A 15,124-nucleotide genomic window follows, 5' to 3' on the forward strand; every position below is an offset into this window, starting at 1 on the left:
CCCCATCAACCATGGAGTCAAACAAAATGGATCGTCGTTCAATGATCAAGCACGCCGGCGTGGCTGGCGTGCTGGCAGCTGGTGCCGCGCCCGCGGTACATGCCCAGGCAGCCATCCGCTGGCGGCTGGCCTCCAGCTTCCCCAAAGCGCTCGACACCATCTATGGTGCGGCCGATGTGTTTGCCAAAAAGGTGGGCGAGATGTCGGGCGGCAAATTCTCGATTTCGGTGCATCCCGGGGGTGAGCTCATGCCCGCCTTCGGCGTGGTGGATGGTGTGCAGGAAGGCACCGTGGAATGCGCGCACACCGCGCCCTATTACTTCTTCGGCAAGGACGACACCTTTGCGCTGGACTGCGCGATCCCCTTCGGCCTCAACAGCCGGCAGATGACAGCCTGGATGTACGAAGGCAACGGCATGAAGCTGTTCCGCGAGTTCTACGCGGACTACAACATCGTGAACTTCCCCATGGGCAACACCGGCGCCCAGATGGGCGGCTGGTACCGCAAGGACATCAAGACATTGGCCGACATCAAAGGCCTGAAGATGCGCATTGGCGGCTTTGCCGGGAAGGTGTTTGGCACCATGGGAGGCGTGCCGCAGAACATCCCCGCTGGCGAGATCTACCAGGCGCTGGAGAAAGGCACCATCGACGCCACCGAGTGGGTTGGCCCCTACGATGATCAGAAGCTGGGCTTCAACAAAGTGGCGAAGAACTACTACTACCCCGGCTGGTGGGAGGGTGGTCCACAGCTCTCGCTGTACGTCAACAACAAGGCCTACAGCTCGCTGTCGCCCGAGAACAAGGCCATCGTGGAATGCGCCGCGGCCATCGCCCACACAACCATGCAGGCCCGCTACGACGCGCTGAATCCCGCCGCCCTCAAGCAACTGGTGGCCGCAGGCACCCGAGTGCTGGCTTTCCCCAAGCCCGTGCTGGATGCCGCATTCAAGAATTCCATGGAGCTTTACGCGGACATCAGTGGGAAGAACCCGAAGTGGAAAAAGATCTACTCGGACTACTCGGCTTTCCGCAAGGAGCAGAACCTCTGGTTCCGTTTCACCGAAGCCCAGTTTGATCGCTACATGCAAGCGGCCAAGCTGTGAACGGCATTGCGATCCGAGCAAGAAGCCCCGCCCTGGCGGGGTTTTTTGCTCGGATCGTGATGTGCCTCCCCGGTTGCCCGCGCTGGGTCGGCATCTCCCGGATGCCGCGCGTGCCGGTTCGGTAGACTCTGCGACTCTTTTTGCGTTCACTCCCTCAGGGGAAACTTCATGTCATTCCTGTTGAAAATCTCTCGCCTGATCGACGCCATGAGCGATCTGATAGGCAAGCTGGTCATGTGGTTCGTTCTGGCCACCACCCTCATCAGCGCCGGCAACGCCATCGTGCGCAAGCTCTTCGACAACAGCTCCAACGCCCTGCTGGAGATCCAGTGGTACCTGTTCGCTGCGGTCTTCATGCTGGGCAGCGGCTACGCCTTTCTGCGCAACGCGCACGTGCGCATCGACTTCATCTCATCCAAGTTCAGCCCGCGCGGACGCAACTGGGTCGACGTGGTCGGCATCCTGATCTTCCTGTTCCCGCTGTGCTACATGATGGCAACGCTGGGCTGGCCGCTGTTCGAGCGGGCGTGGAGCACTGGCGAGATGTCGTCCAACGCTGGCGGACTCATCCGCTGGCCGGTGTATGGCCTGATTCCCTTGGGATTCGCCATCTTGTCTTTGCAAGGCGTGAGTGAGCTCATCAAACGCATCGCCTTCCTCACTGGCAACGGACCTGACGTGTTGGCCCAGGGCGGCCCGAGCGATGAAGAGTTGCTGGCCCAGCAGCTGCTCGAAGAAGCCGACAAGCGCCTCAAGGGAGCCCACTGATCATGACCGCCTTCATTGCTGCCAATTTTGTCCCGCTGATGTTCGCGGGCCTGCTGGTGTTCCTGCTGTCCGGCTTTCCCGTGGCCTTTGCGCTCGCGGCCACCGGCCTGTTCTTCGGCTTCATCGGTATGGAAGCCGGGCTGTTCCCGTCCAACCTGTTCCAGGCCTTGCCGCTGCGGGTGTTCGGCATCATGCAGAACGACACGCTGCTGGCCATTCCCTTCTTCACGCTCATGGGCATCATCCTGGAGCGAAGCCGCATGGCCGAGGACTTGCTCTCCACCGTGGCGCAGGTGTTCGGTCCGGTGCGCGGTGGCCTGGCGGTGGCGGTGATCCTGGTGGGCGCCTTGCTGGCGGCCACCACCGGCGTGGTCGCTGCCGCCGTGATCTCCATGGGCCTGATCTCGCTGCCCATCATGCTGCGCTACGGCTACAACCGCACCATTGCCACCGGCACCATCACCGCCTCGGGCACTCTGGCGCAGGCCATCCCGCCGTCTCTGGTGCTGATCGTGCTGGCCGACCAACTGGGCCGTTCGGTCGGAGACATGTACGCCGGTGCGCTGATCCCCGGCCTGCTGCTGGTGGGTCTCTACCTCGTGTTCATCGCCGTGGTGGCGATCGTTAAACCCAAATGGGTGCCGGCTTTGCCGGTAGAGGCGCGCATCTACAACGAGCCCGACGGCAGCAGCGGCCACAGGTCGCTGCTGGTATTGCTGGTGCTGTGCGCGGCCGCCAGCGTGGCGTGGTCGCAGGTGCATGAGTCCATCATCAACCCGCTGATTGGCCGCGAGATGAGCCCGGCGGGTGACGAGGTGGTGATCATGTCCATCACGGTGGGGTCCATCCTGGCGCTGACGCTGGCCCTGCTCAACCGACTGTTCCGCCTGGGCCTGTTGTCCCGGCTGGCCGAGCAGGTCACCTTTGTGCTGATCCCGCCGCTGGTGCTGATCTTCCTCGTGCTGGGCACGATCTTTTTGGGCATCGCCACGCCCACCGAAGGCGGCGCCATGGGTGCCTTGGGCGCCTTGATCATGGCCAGCGCGCGCCGCGCCTTGACGATCGACCTGCTCAAGCAGGCGCTGGAGAGCACCACCAAGCTCGCCATCTTCGTGCTGTTCATCCTGATCGGCTCCACCGTCTTCAGTTTCACCTTCAACGCAGCCGACGGCCATATCTGGGTTGAGCACCTGTTCGACAAGATGCCCGGCGGCCAGATGGGCTTCTTGCTGGTGGTGAACCTGCTGGTGTTTGTGCTGGGCATGTTCATCGACTTCTTCGAGATCGCTTTCATTGTGATCCCGCTGCTGGCGCCAGTGGCCGACAAGCTGGGCATCGACCTGATCTGGTTCGGTGTGATCCTGGCCATGAACCTGCAGACCTCGTTCCTCACGCCGCCGTTTGGTTTTGCGCTGTTCTACCTGCGCAGCGTGGCCGCGCGGAGCGATTACACCGACCACGTGACCCAGCAGCGCATTCCGGCCGTGACCACCGCGCAGATCTACAAAGGCTCCATCGCCTTCATCGTCCTGCAGCTGATCATGGTGGTGGTGGTGATCGCGTACCCCACGCTCGTCACGGGCAGCCTGGGCGCCAAGGTGGTGGTGGACGACGCCGCCGTGACCGACATGCTGCGCAACATGCCCGACATGGAAGAAGAGCCCGGGGTGCCCGAGCCGGAGAGCACCGAGCCTGCGGCTGAAGAAGGTGCGCCTGCCTCGCCACCCGGCCTGGAGCCGCCTCCACCGGAGCCCGAGCTCGATCCCGGCAAAGCGCTCGAAGAGTCGATGAAGAAAAAACCATGAGCCGCCAGACAGGAGTTTGCTGAATGCGCATCGATGTGAAAGTGCTGGACCCGCGCATGGCGGATCAGCTGCCGGCGTATGCCACCGATGGCAGTGCGGGTCTTGATTTGCGCGCCTGCCTCGACGCCCCGCTGACCCTCGCGCCCAACGCCTGGCAACTGGTGCCCACCGGGCTGGCCATCCACCTCGCCGACCCAGGCTTTGCCGCCATGATCCTTCCGCGCTCGGGGCTGGGCCACAAACACGGCATCGTGCTGGGCAACCTGGTGGGCCTGATCGACAGCGACTACCAGGGCCAACTCATGGTCAGTGCCTGGAACCGCAGCGGCGTGCCATTCACGATCGAGCCCCTGGAGCGCATCGCGCAAATGGTGATCGTGCCGGTGGTGCAGGCACAGTTCAACGTGGTGGACGACTTCGGTTCCGCGAGCGAGCGCGGCGCTGGGGGCTACGGCTCCACCGGACGGGGGTGATCCTCGGCGACCCGCGCAGCGGCGGAGCGCGCGAGCATCATCACTTCAGTGCAATGTCCGCGGGCCGGGCGGTGTGATGCCCGGTCCTTGCAGTTCGTCGGGTTCGTCCACCTGCATGCGGAAGAAGCCAGTGCCCATCGAGCCCTTGCCGACCTCGGCTTCGGTCGCTTCGCGCACCGCATGCACCTTCATCGAGATGCGCAGCGCAATCCCCGCGAGCGGGTGGTTGCCGTCGAGCACCACGTGCTCGGGATAGATGTCGCTCACGAAGTAGAGCCGACCGCGCGGTGCGGCCGGGTTGCAGCCGGGGGGCAGGCCTTCGAAGCCCATGCCCTCTTCAAGCTCGTCGGGAAACAGGTGGCGCGGCTCCAGGAAGAGCAGCGTGTCGTCGTAGTCCCCAAAGCCGTCCACCGGCTCCAGGTGCAGCTCGATCGTGTCGCCTGGTGAATGGTTGAGCAGGCCTTCTTCGATCTTGGCCAGCAGGTCGCTGCCGCCCACCAGAAACTCCACGGGTTCTTCGAGCACATCGAGCGTCTCGCCCAGCGTGTCCTTCAGGGTCCAGGTCAGCGCCACGACGCATTGTTGGGTGATTTTCATCCGACAATTGTCCCATGTTCAAACCCGAAACCCTTGGGCTCCAGGCCACGACCGGCGCCCCCGAAACCCCCGTGAGCCTGCTGGGCGGTCTGTCGCCAGCGCAGTTCATGCGCCGTCACTGGCAGAAGAAACCTTTGCTGATCCGCCAGGCCATTCCCGGCTTCCAACCGCTCCTGAGCCGAGCGCAGCTGTTTGAGCTGGCTGGCCGTGAGGCTGTGGAATCGCGTTTGATCGTGCGCAAGCCTCAAGGCTGGACGCTCAAGCCAGGTCCGTTCAAGCGCAGCGGCTTGCCGCCGCTCAGGCAGCCCGGCTGGACCCTGCTGGTGCAAGGTGTCGATCAACACATTGATGCCGTGCACGAACTCTTGCAGCGCTTTCGTTTCGTGCCCGACGCGCGTCTGGACGATCTGATGATTTCATGGGCCAGCGAGGGGGGCGGCGTGGGCCCGCATTTCGACAGCTACGACGTGTTCCTGCTGCAGGCCAGTGGTCAGCGGCGTTGGCGCATTGGTCGCCAGAAAGACCTCACCCTGCAGCCCGATGTGCCGCTGAAGATTCTGCAGAACTTCGAGCCCGAGGAAGAGCACGTGCTCGAAGCGGGCGACATGCTCTACCTGCCGCCCCGCTGGGCGCACGACGGAGATGCGATGGGCGAAGACTGCATGACCTACTCCATCGGCTTTCGTGCGCCGCAGCGCGGCGGGTTGGCGGGTGAATTGCTGCAGCGCATGGCCGATGAACTCGACGATGAGACGCTCTACCGCGACCCGGGCCAGGTTGCGACAGCCCACCCGGGCGCCATGCCCACCGGACTTGAAGCGTTTGCCGTGGATGCGCTGCAGCGGCTGCTGGCCGAGCGGCAGTCACTGGCCTGTGCCCTGGGCGAGGTCATGACCGAACCCAAGCCGCGCATCTTTTTTGACGAGGCGCAAACGGACTGGGTGGCGGGCGCCGTGCGGCTGGACCGCCGCACCCGCATGATGTACGACCCCCGCCATGTGTTCATCAATGGTGAAAGCTTTCGAGCCGGGGGCGCCGATGCGCGCCTGATGCAGCGGCTGGCGGATCAGCGCGGCCTGGAGGCAAGGCAGGTGCAGCGCGCCAGCGATGGAGCGCAGTCGCTGTTGCAGGACTGGTTCGAGGCCGGCTGGCTGCACCGCGTGTGAAGCCATCGTGGTCTTGTTGATCACCCTTTCAGGAGCTCGCCATGACCGACCCCCAGGCTGCAGACCCCGCGCCGCTGCCGTCCTTGCCCACCGGGCGCTTGCAGGGCCGTCAGGTCTTTCTTGACACCGTGCGTCAGGCGTTCGCTGCGGCTGCCGAACAAGGCTGGAACCACATCACCTTGAGCGACCCCGACTTTGCCGACTGGCCTCTGGGTGAACGTGTCGTGGTGGATGCGCTCAACCGTTGGGCACACCGGGGGCGCACGCTGAAAATGCTGGCTCGCAACTACGACCAGTTGCGCCTGCTGCATCCGCGTTTTGTGCAATGGCGGGTGACGTGGTCGCACCTGATCGAGGCGCACGCCTGCCACGGTGCGGCGGGTGCCGAGCTGCCCAGCGCAATCACCTCACCGGTCTGGACGCTGGAGCGTCTGGACCCGCTGCGCAACACGTTGGTGGCCAGTGTGGATGCCGAGCGGCGTGTGGCGCTGCGGGAGCGTGTGAACGAGTGCTGGCTCAGGAGCACGCCAGCGTTCCCGGCCAGCCAGCTGGGGCTGTAGTCTTCCCATGAGAAAGGCCGCCCGAGGGCGGCCGATCGATGAGCAGCGACCCGGACCTTACTTCAGGTCGTCGGCCAGCAGTTGGGTGATGCGACGGGCGTTGGCCGAGCTGTCCGGTTGACCTTGCGCACCCAGCACCGAGACTGTGGTGGCGGTGTCGGCGCTGCGCACCACCACCTGGTAGCGCTCGGTGGCCGCCTCTTTCTTGGCGCCGCCGAACAGCTTGCCGAAGAAGCCGGGCTCCTTGGCGTCGGTCACTGGTTCAACGTAACGCACGAAGTAGATGCCCTTGGTGCGATCGCGGTCCTCCACCGTGAAACCGGTGCGGTCCAGCGAGAGGCCGACACGTCGCCAGGCGCGGTCGAAGTTGTCTTCAAATTGCACCACGGGCGTGTTGTTCACCATGACCACCTTGGCCGCCGCCTGCACCGGAGCAGATGCGGTCACGGCCTTGGCCTGGGCTTCGGTCACGCCGAGCTTGACCATCAGGCGGCGCAGGAACTCGGTCTCGAGTTCCACGTCGGCCGGCCGGGGTTGCCAGACGGTCTGGTCTTTCTCCTTGGTGGAATACACCTCGACCATGCCGCGGTGGCTGATGTAGACCTCGGTGCCGCCGTTGGCGGTGCGCTCCAGGCGGGTGCGGAAACGGTCGCGTTCGCCCGTGGAGTACAGGTTCTCGAACACTTTGCCGATGGTGGAGCGGATGAAATCCTGTGGCAGCTTGGCGCGGTTTTCGGCCCAGTCGGTTTCCATGATGCCCAGCGTTTCCTGGTCGATGTCGAGCAGGAAGCCGTTTTCCTGCCAGAAGTCGCGCACGGGGCTCCAGAGCTTGTCGGCCGGGCGGTCGATCACCAGCCAGCGCTGGTTGCCAGCGCGTTCGATGCGCACGTCGCCCACCTTGCCCATGGCCGTGGTGGCTGCGGTGGCCTGGGTCGGCTGGGCTGCCTGGTAGCCGCTGGCCGTCACCGTGGTGCCCGGCACGTTGTAGCGTGAGTCGCGGCTGAGCTGGGTCAGGTCGGGCGGCACGTCCAGCGTGCTGCCGCGCTGGGCGCTCTTGTAGTCGATCTTGTCTTCCTGGAGCATGGAGCAGCCCGAGACGATGAGGGCGGCAGCGGTCAACAGGCCCAGGCGGGACCACGCGGCAGCACCGACCCAGGTCTGGGGGCGGGAGGTCTGATTCAGGGTGGAATTGAACATGAAGGAGCTCGGTCGGTACCGGGAATGTGTGGGGTGGACAGAAGGCGGTTCGGTGGGAGTCAGATCAGACCGCTTTGTTGCAGCGCGCCCTCGACAACCGGCACCAGGTGGCGCGACATGGGCGTGAGCGGCAGGCGCATGGTCTCACGGCAAAGACCCATGCGGGCCATGGCCCATTTCAAGGGAATCGGATTGGCTTCGCAGAACAGCTGCTTGTGCACCGGCATCAGACGAAACTGGATGTCCATGGCGCGCTTGACATCACCCGCGATGGCCGCCACGCAGAGTTCGTGCATCAGGCGTGGCGCGATGTTGGCCGTCACGCTCACGTTGCCATGGCCGCCGCACAGCATGAGGGCCACGGCGGTGGGGTCGTCGCCCGAGTAGATGGCAAACCCCTTGGGTGCTTCGCGGATCAGCCACTGCGCCCGCTCGATGTTGCCCGTGGCTTCCTTGATGCCGACGATGCCGGGCACCTGCGCCAGGCGCAGCACGGTTTCGTGGTGCATGTCGGCCACGCTGCGGCCGGGCACGTTGTACAGCACGGTGGGCAGGTCGCCCACGGCTTCGGCAATCGCCTTGAAGTGCTGGTATTGGCCTTCTTGCGTGGGCTTGTTGTAGTAAGGCACGACCTGCAGCTGGCAGTCGGCACCCACGCTCTGCGCGAAGCGGGCGAGCTCGATGGCTTCGCGGGTGGAATTGGCGCCGCAGCCGGCCATGATGGGCACACGCTTGGCACCGTGCGTCTTGGCCTGCTCGACCGAGACGCGGATGATCTCGCAGTGCTCTTCGACCGTGACGGTGGGCGATTCGCCGGTGGTGCCGACCACACCGATGCAGTCGGTGCCTTCGGTGATGTGCCAGTCGATGAGTTTGCGCAGGGTGGGGTAGTCCACGCTGCCGTCTTCATGCAGGGGGGTGGCCAGGGCCACGATGCTGCCGGTGATGGTGTTCATTGCTGCAGGCTCAATTGGGGGCGCTTGTCTGGGCCGCCCCGTGGGGCGCGGCATCTGCGCGGATCGTGCATTCTACCCAGTGGCATCCAGCGGATACCGGGGCGGCGAGTCGGGTGTTCCCGGGTGTTTTCGCACCGCCGCGATGCGCTGCACGAAGCGCTCCGGGCGGTCGCAGAAACCGTCTTCATACGCCACCACCCGCAGGCCCTCGCAGGCGCGCAGCAGTTCGCCGGGCTGCAGCAGGAAATCGGGCCGCGAGGGCTTGCCCACGCTTTCGTTGCCGGTGGCAAAGGTTTCGTAGATGAGCACGCCGCCCGGCGCCACGCTGCGCGTGATCACGGGCAGCAGCGCTCGCCAGAGGTAGTTGGTCACCACCACCGCGTCGAAGGTCTCACCCTCCAGCGGCCAGGGCCCGTTCTCGATGTCTGCGAGCACCGCCCGGCCCCACGGCTTCACGGAATCGATGGCCTCCGGCGAGCGGTCGACCCCGGTGACGGTGTTGCCGCGCTGCGCGAACCATTTCAGGTGGCGACCCTGGCCGCAGGCCACGTCCAGCACCGAGCCGCGGGGGGCTACAAGGTGCGACCATCGCTGCACCCACGCCGATGGCGCTTCCGTGCCGTGCATCAGAAACAGCTCCAGAGCTGGTCGGCCAGGCTCACCAGGAAACCCGGGCGGTTGTACAGCGTCAGCGTGCCCAGCAGCACTGCAAAGACGCCAGTCCACACCAGCGCGCGGATCGCCAGCGGTTTCATGCGGTCATCTCCATGCGCTGAGGGCCGCGCACGATGGGCGTCTCGCGCACCGGCAGGTTGATGAGGCCGGCGAACACGCCCAGCGCAATCGAGATGTACCAGACGATGTCGTAGCTGCCGGTGCGGTCGTACAAAACGCCGCCCAGCCACACGCCCATGAAGCTGCCGATCTGGTGGCTGAAGAACACGAAGCCGCCCAGCATGGACATGTGGGCCACACCGAAGATCTGCGCCACCACTGCGTTGGTCGGTGGGATGGTGGAGAGCCACAGCAGGCCCATGACGCTGGCGAACACGTACACGCTCATGGGCGACAGCGGCACGATGAGGAAGATGGCAATGACCACGGCGCGCGCGAAATAGATGAACGACAGGATGTGCCGCTTGGCCAGACGCTGCCCGAGCACGCCAGCCGCGTAGGTACCGAACACGTTGAAGAGCCCTATGAGTGCCAGCGCATAGCTGGCCACCTGAGGCGAGAGGCCATGGTCTTTCAGGTAGCTGGGCATGTGCACGCCGATGAACACCACCTGGAAGCCGCACACAAAGTAACCCGCCATGAGCAACTGGAAGCTGCGGTAGCGGAAGGCCTCGCGCAGCGCCTGCAAGATGGTCTGCTCGCGCGCTGGCGCGGTACCGCCTGCAAAACCGGGTTCGCGCAGCCCCCAGGCCAGCGGCACGATCAGCAGGACCGCGGCGCTCAGAACCAGCAGCGCCTCCTGCCAGCCGAAGCTGCTGATGAGCCAGCCTTCCACCGGCACCATGAGGAATTGGCCGAACGAGCCCGCAGCGGCGGCCACCCCCATGGCCCAGGATCGCTTCTCGGCCGAAATCTGCCGCCCGATCACGCCGTAGATCACCGCGTAGGTGGTGCCCGCCTGCGCGGCGCCGATCAGCACGCCGGCGGTGAGCGCAAACGTCATGGGCGTGGTGGTCAGGGCCATGCCGGTGAGGCCCAGTCCATAGAGCACCGCGCCACCGACCAGCACACGAAACGCGCCGAAGCGGTCGGCCGCCATGCCGGCGAAGATGCCGAACAGGCCCCATGAGAGGTTTTGAATGGCGAGCGCGAAAGCAAAGTTTTCGCGGGTCCAGCTTTGCGCCTGGATGATGGGCTGCAGCCACAGGCCGAAACCGTGGCGAATGCCCATGGACAGGGTGACGATCATGGCGCCACAGGCCAGGACCTGGAAGGTGGAGAGCGGAGCGCGGGGGGGTGGGGCAGAAGACATGCGGCGACTGTAGCGAAGAAGCCCTTGGCTTGCCTGTCGCCCGTGGCATCCGCTCTTGATATCGGTCTGCTCGATTGATGCCGTTGCGGAATTGCTGGCCATACGGTGAACGGGTATCTGTATTTTCATACAGTCTTTCGAGGCCGCCGTGCTTACAATCCGCCCCCATGGCCACCCAAACTCCCCCTGTTTATTCCGAAGGTTCGATCCGTGTCCTCAAGGGCCTGGAGCCTGTCAAGCAACGGCCGGGCATGTACACCCGGACCGACAACCCGCTGCACATCATCCAGGAGGTGCTCGACAACGCGGCCGACGAGGCCCTGGCCGGGCATGGCAAGAAAATCAAGGTCACCTTGCACACCGACGGATCGGTGAGTGTAGAAGACGACGGCCGCGGCATCCCGTTCGGTCTGCACCCCGAAGAAAAGGCGCCGGTGGTCGAACTCGTGTTCACCCGCCTGCACGCCGGTGGCAAGTTCGACAAGGGCAAGGGCGGCGCCTACAGTTTTTCGGGCGGCCTGCACGGCGTGGGTGTGAGCGTGACCAACGCGCTCTCGACCCGGCTGGAAGTGGTCAGCTACCGCGAAGGTCAGGTGGCGAAGCTCGCGTTTTCGGCCGGCGACGTCATCGAGGCCCTGGTCATCAGCCCCAAAGGCGAAGGTGACCGCAAGCAGGGCACCACGGTGCGCGCCTGGCCCGACGCCAAATATTTCGAATCCGCCACCCTTCCCATGGCCGAGCTCACCCACCTGCTGCGCAGCAAGGCGGTGCTGATGCCCGGCGTGACGGTGACCCTGGTGAACGAAAAAACCAAGGACGTTCAAACGTGGCTCTACAAAGGCGGCCTGCGCGACTACCTGCAGCAGACGCTCAACGGCGATCCGGTGATCCCGCTGTTTGAAGGCGAAGGTTTCGCCGACAGCGCGCACGACAGCTTTGCCGAAGGCGAGGGCGCGGCCTGGTGCGTGGCTTTCACCGAAGACGGACAGCCCGTGCGCGAGAGCTATGTGAACCTGATCCCCACCAGCGCGGGTGGCACGCACGAAAGCGGTTTGCGCGACGGCCTGTTCCAGGCGGTCAAGGGCTTCATCGAACTGCACGCGCTGCTGCCCAAGGGCGTGAAGCTGCTGCCGGAAGACGTGTTCGTGCGCGCCTCCTACGTGCTCTCCGCCAAGGTGCTCGACCCGCAGTTCCAGGGCCAGATCAAGGAGCGCCTGAACTCGCGCGACGCGGTGCGCCTGGTCGGCAGCTTCGTTCGGCCCACGCTGGAGCTCTGGCTCAACCAGCACGTGGACTACGGCAAGAAGCTCGCCGAACTGGCCATCAAGGCCGCACAAACGCGCCAGAAGGCGGGCCAGAAGGTGGAGAAGCGCAAAGGCTCGGGCGTGGCCGTGCTGCCCGGCAAGCTGACCGACTGCGAGAGCAAGGACCTGGCGCACAACGAAGTGTTTCTGGTCGAGGGCGATTCGGCCGGCGGCAGCGCCAAGATGGGCCGCGACAAGGAATGCCAGGCCGTGCTGCCGCTGCGCGGCAAGGTGCTCAACACCTGGGAGGTCGAGCGCGACCGGCTGTTTGCCAACAACGAAATCCACGACATCTCGGTGGCCATCGGCGTCGACCCGCACGGCCCCAACGACACGCCCGACCTGAGTGGCCTGCGCTACGGCAAGGTCTGCATCCTGTCGGATGCCGACGTGGACGGCTCGCACATCCAGGTGCTGCTGCTCACGCTTTTCTTCCGCCATTTCCCCAAGCTCATCGAAGCCGGCCACGTGTTCGTGGCGCGCCCGCCGCTGTTCCGTGTGGACGTGCCTGCGCGCGGCAAGAAGCCTGCGCTCAAGCAATACGCGCTGGACGACGGCGAGCTGCACGCCATCCTCGACAAGGCCGAAAAGGACGGCGTGGCGCGCGACAAATGCCAGATCAGCCGCTTCAAGGGCCTGGGCGAAATGAACGCCGAACAGCTCTGGGACACCACGCTCAACCCCGACACACGCCGCCTCATGCCGGTGGTGCTGGGAGCGATCAACTTCGCGGACACCGAAGCCCTCATCACCAAACTCATGGGCAAGGGCGAAGCCGCTTCGCGCCGCGAGCTCATGGAACTGCACGGCGACTCGGTCGACGTGGACATCTGACCCTTTTAGAACCGACGCATGTCCGACATCCTGAATCCTGAACTGCCCTTGTCCGAACCGGACGACGGCCTGAACCTCGCGAACTACGCGCAGCGCGCCTATCTCGAGTACGCGCTGTCGGTGGTCAAGGGCCGCGCGCTGCCCGACGTGTGCGACGGCCAGAAGCCGGTGCAGCGGCGCATCCTCTACAGCATGGACCGCATGGGCCTGGGCTTCAGCGGACCCAACAACAACACGGCCGCGCGCCCGGTGAAAAGTGCGCGCGTGGTCGGTGATGTGCTCGGCCGCTTCCACCCGCACGGCGACCAGGCCGCCTACGACGCGCTGGTGCGCATGGCGCAGGATTTTGCGCAGCGCTACCCGCTGATCGACGGGCAGGGCAACTTCGGTTCGCGCGACGGCGATGGTGCCGCCGCCATGCGCTACACCGAAGCGCGGCTGGCCAAGATCACCACGCTGCTGCTCGACGAGATCGACGAGGGCACGGTGGACTTCGTGCCCAACTACGACGGCTCCACAGTGGAGCCCAAGCAGCTGCCGGCGCGCCTGCCGTTCAACCTGCTCAACGGCGCTTCGGGTATTGCGGTCGGCCTGGCCACCGAGATCCCCAGCCACAACCTGCGCGAGGTGGCCGACGCCTGCGTGGCGCTGATCAAGGCGCCGAAGCTCACCGACGACGAACTCTTCGCCATCCTGCCCGGACCCGACTACCCCGGCGGCGGCCAGATCATCAGCCCGGCCAGCGACATCGTGGACGCCTATCGCACCGGGCGCGGCAGCCTCAAGGTGCGCGCGCGCTGGAAGATCGAAGAACTTGCGCGCGGCCAATGGCAGTTGGTCGTGACCGAGCTGCCGCCCGGCGTGAGCACGCAGCGCGTGCTGGAAGAAATTGAAGAGCTCACCAACCCCAAGGTGAAGGCCGGCAAGAAGGCGCTGACGCAGGAGCAGACACAGCTCAAGGCCAGCATCCTGATGGTGCTGGACGGCGTGCGCGACGAGTCGAGCAAGGATGCGCCGGTGCGCCTGCTGTTCGAGCCCAAGAGCAGCCGCATCGAGCAGCAGGAACTCATCACGGCGCTGCTGGCCCACACCAGCCTGGAAAGCTCCACGCCGATCAACCTCACCATGATCGGCATCGATGGCCGGCCGACGCAGAAGTCGCTGCGGCAGATGCTGGGCGAGTGGATCGAGTTCCGCCAGGGCACGATCACGCGCCGTTCGCAGCACCGCCTGACCAAGGTGCTGGACCGCATCCACATCCTGGAGGGCCGGCAGCTCGTGCTGCTCAACATCGACGAGGTGATCGCGATCATCCGCCAGGCGGACGATCCCAAGGCTGCGCTGATCGAACGCTTCAAGCTGAGCGACCGGCAGGCCGAGGACATTCTTGAAATCCGCTTGCGCCAGCTCGCGCGGTTGGAGGCCATCAAGATCGAGCAGGAGCTCAAGTCGCTCAAGGAAGAGCAGGGCAAGCTCGAAGACATTCTGGGCAACCCCGGCAGTCTGAAGCGACTGATGGTGAAAGAGATCGAGGCCGATGCGAAGACCTTCGCCGACGCGCGCCGCACGCTGATCCAGACCGAGAAGAAGGCCGTGGCCGAGATCAAGGTGGTGGACGAGCCGGTGACGGTGGTGGTGTCGAGCAAGGGCTGGGTGCGCGCACGCACCGGCCATGGCCACGAGGCCGGCAGCTTCGCGTTCAAGGCCGGCGACGGCCTGTACGGCACCTTTGAATGCCGCACGGTGGACACGATGATCGTCTTCGGCAGCAACGGCCGCGTTTACAGCGTGCCGGTGGCCAGCCTGCCCGGCGCACGCGGCGATGGTCAGCCCATCACCACCCTGATCGAACTGGAAAGTGGCACGCAGCCGTTGCACTACTTCGCCGGCCCGGCCAACGCCGCGCTGCTGCTTTCCGGCTCGGGGGGTTACGGCTTCCTGGCGACGGTGGAGAACATGGTTTCGCGCCAGCGCGGCGGCAAGACCTTCCTGAACCTGGGCGAGGGTGAAACGCCCTGCGCGCCGTCTCACGCGGCGTTCACCTCAGGCAGTCAACCGCTGAATGCCGCTACACACGTGTGTTGCGCTTCTACGGGCGGGCGCATCCTCACTTTCGAGATCGGCGAACTCAAGCTGATGGAGAAGGGTGGCCGCGGGCTGATGCTGATCGACCTCGAACCCAAGGACACGCTGGCCGGTGCGGCGGCCTACACCCGCAGCGTGAAGATCGAAGGCATCGGACGCGGCGGCAAGGAACGCGACGAAACGCTGGAAATCCGCAGTCTGAACAACGCACGTGCGGCGCGCGGTCGCAAAGGCAAGGCTGCCGACCTGGGTTTCAAACCCAGCCGCGTCACGCGGGTGGAGTGAC

14 protein-coding genes are annotated in these 15,124 nt (G+C 65.1%); 8 read left to right on the forward strand and 6 right to left on the reverse strand.

Going from position 1 to position 15,124, the window contains the following annotated elements:
* Positions 1–26: 26 nt before the first annotated feature.
* The 4 genes from F9Z44_RS06040 to dut all read left to right on the forward strand — a co-directional run bounded on the left by F9Z44_RS06040 (position 27) and on the right by dut (position 4,152).
* Positions 27–1,106 (forward strand): TRAP transporter substrate-binding protein, encoded by a 1,080-nt coding sequence (locus F9Z44_RS06040; RefSeq protein WP_159604428.1) that lies wholly within the window; start codon positions 27–29, stop codon positions 1,104–1,106.
* A gap of 168 nt (positions 1,107–1,274) precedes the next feature.
* Positions 1,275–1,874: a TRAP transporter small permease subunit gene (locus F9Z44_RS06045; RefSeq protein WP_159604430.1), complete on the forward strand. Its 600-nt coding sequence runs from the start codon at positions 1,275–1,277 to the stop codon at positions 1,872–1,874.
* A 2-nt stretch (positions 1,875–1,876) separates the two neighbouring features.
* On the forward strand, positions 1,877–3,679 hold the full coding sequence (locus tag F9Z44_RS06050) for a TRAP transporter large permease (RefSeq protein ID WP_159604432.1): 1,803 nt from the start codon (positions 1,877–1,879) through the stop codon (positions 3,677–3,679).
* A 23-nt stretch (positions 3,680–3,702) separates the two neighbouring features.
* Positions 3,703–4,152, forward strand: a complete 450-nt coding sequence (gene dut, locus F9Z44_RS06055; protein WP_159604433.1) for a dUTP diphosphatase — start codon at positions 3,703–3,705, stop codon at positions 4,150–4,152.
* Between the two features lie 45 nt (positions 4,153–4,197).
* Here the strand turns inward: dut and F9Z44_RS06060 are convergent, their stop codons facing one another.
* Positions 4,198–4,749 carry an FKBP-type peptidyl-prolyl cis-trans isomerase gene (locus F9Z44_RS06060; protein WP_159604434.1) on the reverse strand — a complete coding sequence of 184 codons (552 nt, stop codon included), beginning with the start codon at positions 4,747–4,749 and terminating at the stop codon, positions 4,198–4,200.
* A gap of 14 nt (positions 4,750–4,763) precedes the next feature.
* Between F9Z44_RS06060 and F9Z44_RS06065 the strand changes: the two genes are divergently transcribed.
* Both F9Z44_RS06065 and F9Z44_RS06070 read left to right on the forward strand, forming a co-directional pair.
* The gene (locus tag F9Z44_RS06065) at positions 4,764–5,915 is read left to right on the forward strand and encodes a cupin domain-containing protein (RefSeq protein ID WP_159604435.1); all 1,152 of its coding nucleotides are present in this window, start codon (positions 4,764–4,766) and stop codon (positions 5,913–5,915) included.
* A 41-nt stretch (positions 5,916–5,956) separates the two neighbouring features.
* A complete protein-coding gene (locus F9Z44_RS06070; RefSeq protein WP_159604436.1) occupies positions 5,957–6,475 on the forward strand; it encodes a hypothetical protein in 519 nt (172 codons plus the stop codon).
* A gap of 57 nt (positions 6,476–6,532) precedes the next feature.
* Here the strand turns inward: F9Z44_RS06070 and bamC are convergent, their stop codons facing one another.
* The 5 genes from bamC to F9Z44_RS06090 form a co-directional block, all read right to left on the reverse strand.
* Positions 6,533–7,672: an outer membrane protein assembly factor BamC gene (bamC, locus tag F9Z44_RS06075; protein ID WP_159604437.1), complete on the reverse strand. Its 1,140-nt coding sequence runs from the start codon at positions 7,670–7,672 to the stop codon at positions 6,533–6,535.
* Between the two features lie 59 nt (positions 7,673–7,731).
* Positions 7,732–8,628 carry a 4-hydroxy-tetrahydrodipicolinate synthase gene (gene dapA / locus F9Z44_RS06080; RefSeq protein WP_159604438.1) on the reverse strand — a complete coding sequence of 299 codons (897 nt, stop codon included), beginning with the start codon at positions 8,626–8,628 and terminating at the stop codon, positions 7,732–7,734.
* Between the two features lie 72 nt (positions 8,629–8,700).
* Positions 8,701–9,255, reverse strand: a complete 555-nt coding sequence (locus F9Z44_RS06085; protein ID WP_159604439.1) for a class I SAM-dependent methyltransferase — start codon at positions 9,253–9,255, stop codon at positions 8,701–8,703.
* Positions 9,255–9,383 (reverse strand): hypothetical protein, encoded by a 129-nt coding sequence (locus F9Z44_RS23120; RefSeq protein WP_268894206.1) that lies wholly within the window; start codon positions 9,381–9,383, stop codon positions 9,255–9,257. The genes F9Z44_RS06085 and F9Z44_RS23120 overlap by 1 nt, the downstream gene beginning before the upstream one ends.
* Positions 9,380–10,615 carry an MFS transporter gene (locus F9Z44_RS06090; RefSeq protein ID WP_159604440.1) on the reverse strand — a complete coding sequence of 412 codons (1,236 nt, stop codon included), beginning with the start codon at positions 10,613–10,615 and terminating at the stop codon, positions 9,380–9,382. Before F9Z44_RS06090 ends, F9Z44_RS23120 begins: the two co-directional genes overlap by 4 nt.
* Before the next feature lie 167 nt (positions 10,616–10,782).
* On the opposite strand from F9Z44_RS06090, the gene F9Z44_RS06095 reads away from it, so the two are divergent.
* The gene (locus F9Z44_RS06095) at positions 10,783–12,753 is read left to right on the forward strand and encodes a DNA topoisomerase IV subunit B (RefSeq protein WP_159604441.1); all 1,971 of its coding nucleotides are present in this window, start codon (positions 10,783–10,785) and stop codon (positions 12,751–12,753) included.
* A gap of 18 nt (positions 12,754–12,771) precedes the next feature.
* Positions 12,772–15,123: a DNA topoisomerase IV subunit A gene (gene parC / locus F9Z44_RS06100; protein ID WP_159604443.1), complete on the forward strand. Its 2,352-nt coding sequence runs from the start codon at positions 12,772–12,774 to the stop codon at positions 15,121–15,123.
* Position 15,124: the final 1 nt, after the last annotated feature.

Origin of the sequence: Hydrogenophaga sp. PBL-H3, from assembly GCF_010104355.1 — a bacterium.
Taxonomy (GTDB): Bacteria; Pseudomonadota; Gammaproteobacteria; order Burkholderiales; family Burkholderiaceae_C; genus Hydrogenophaga.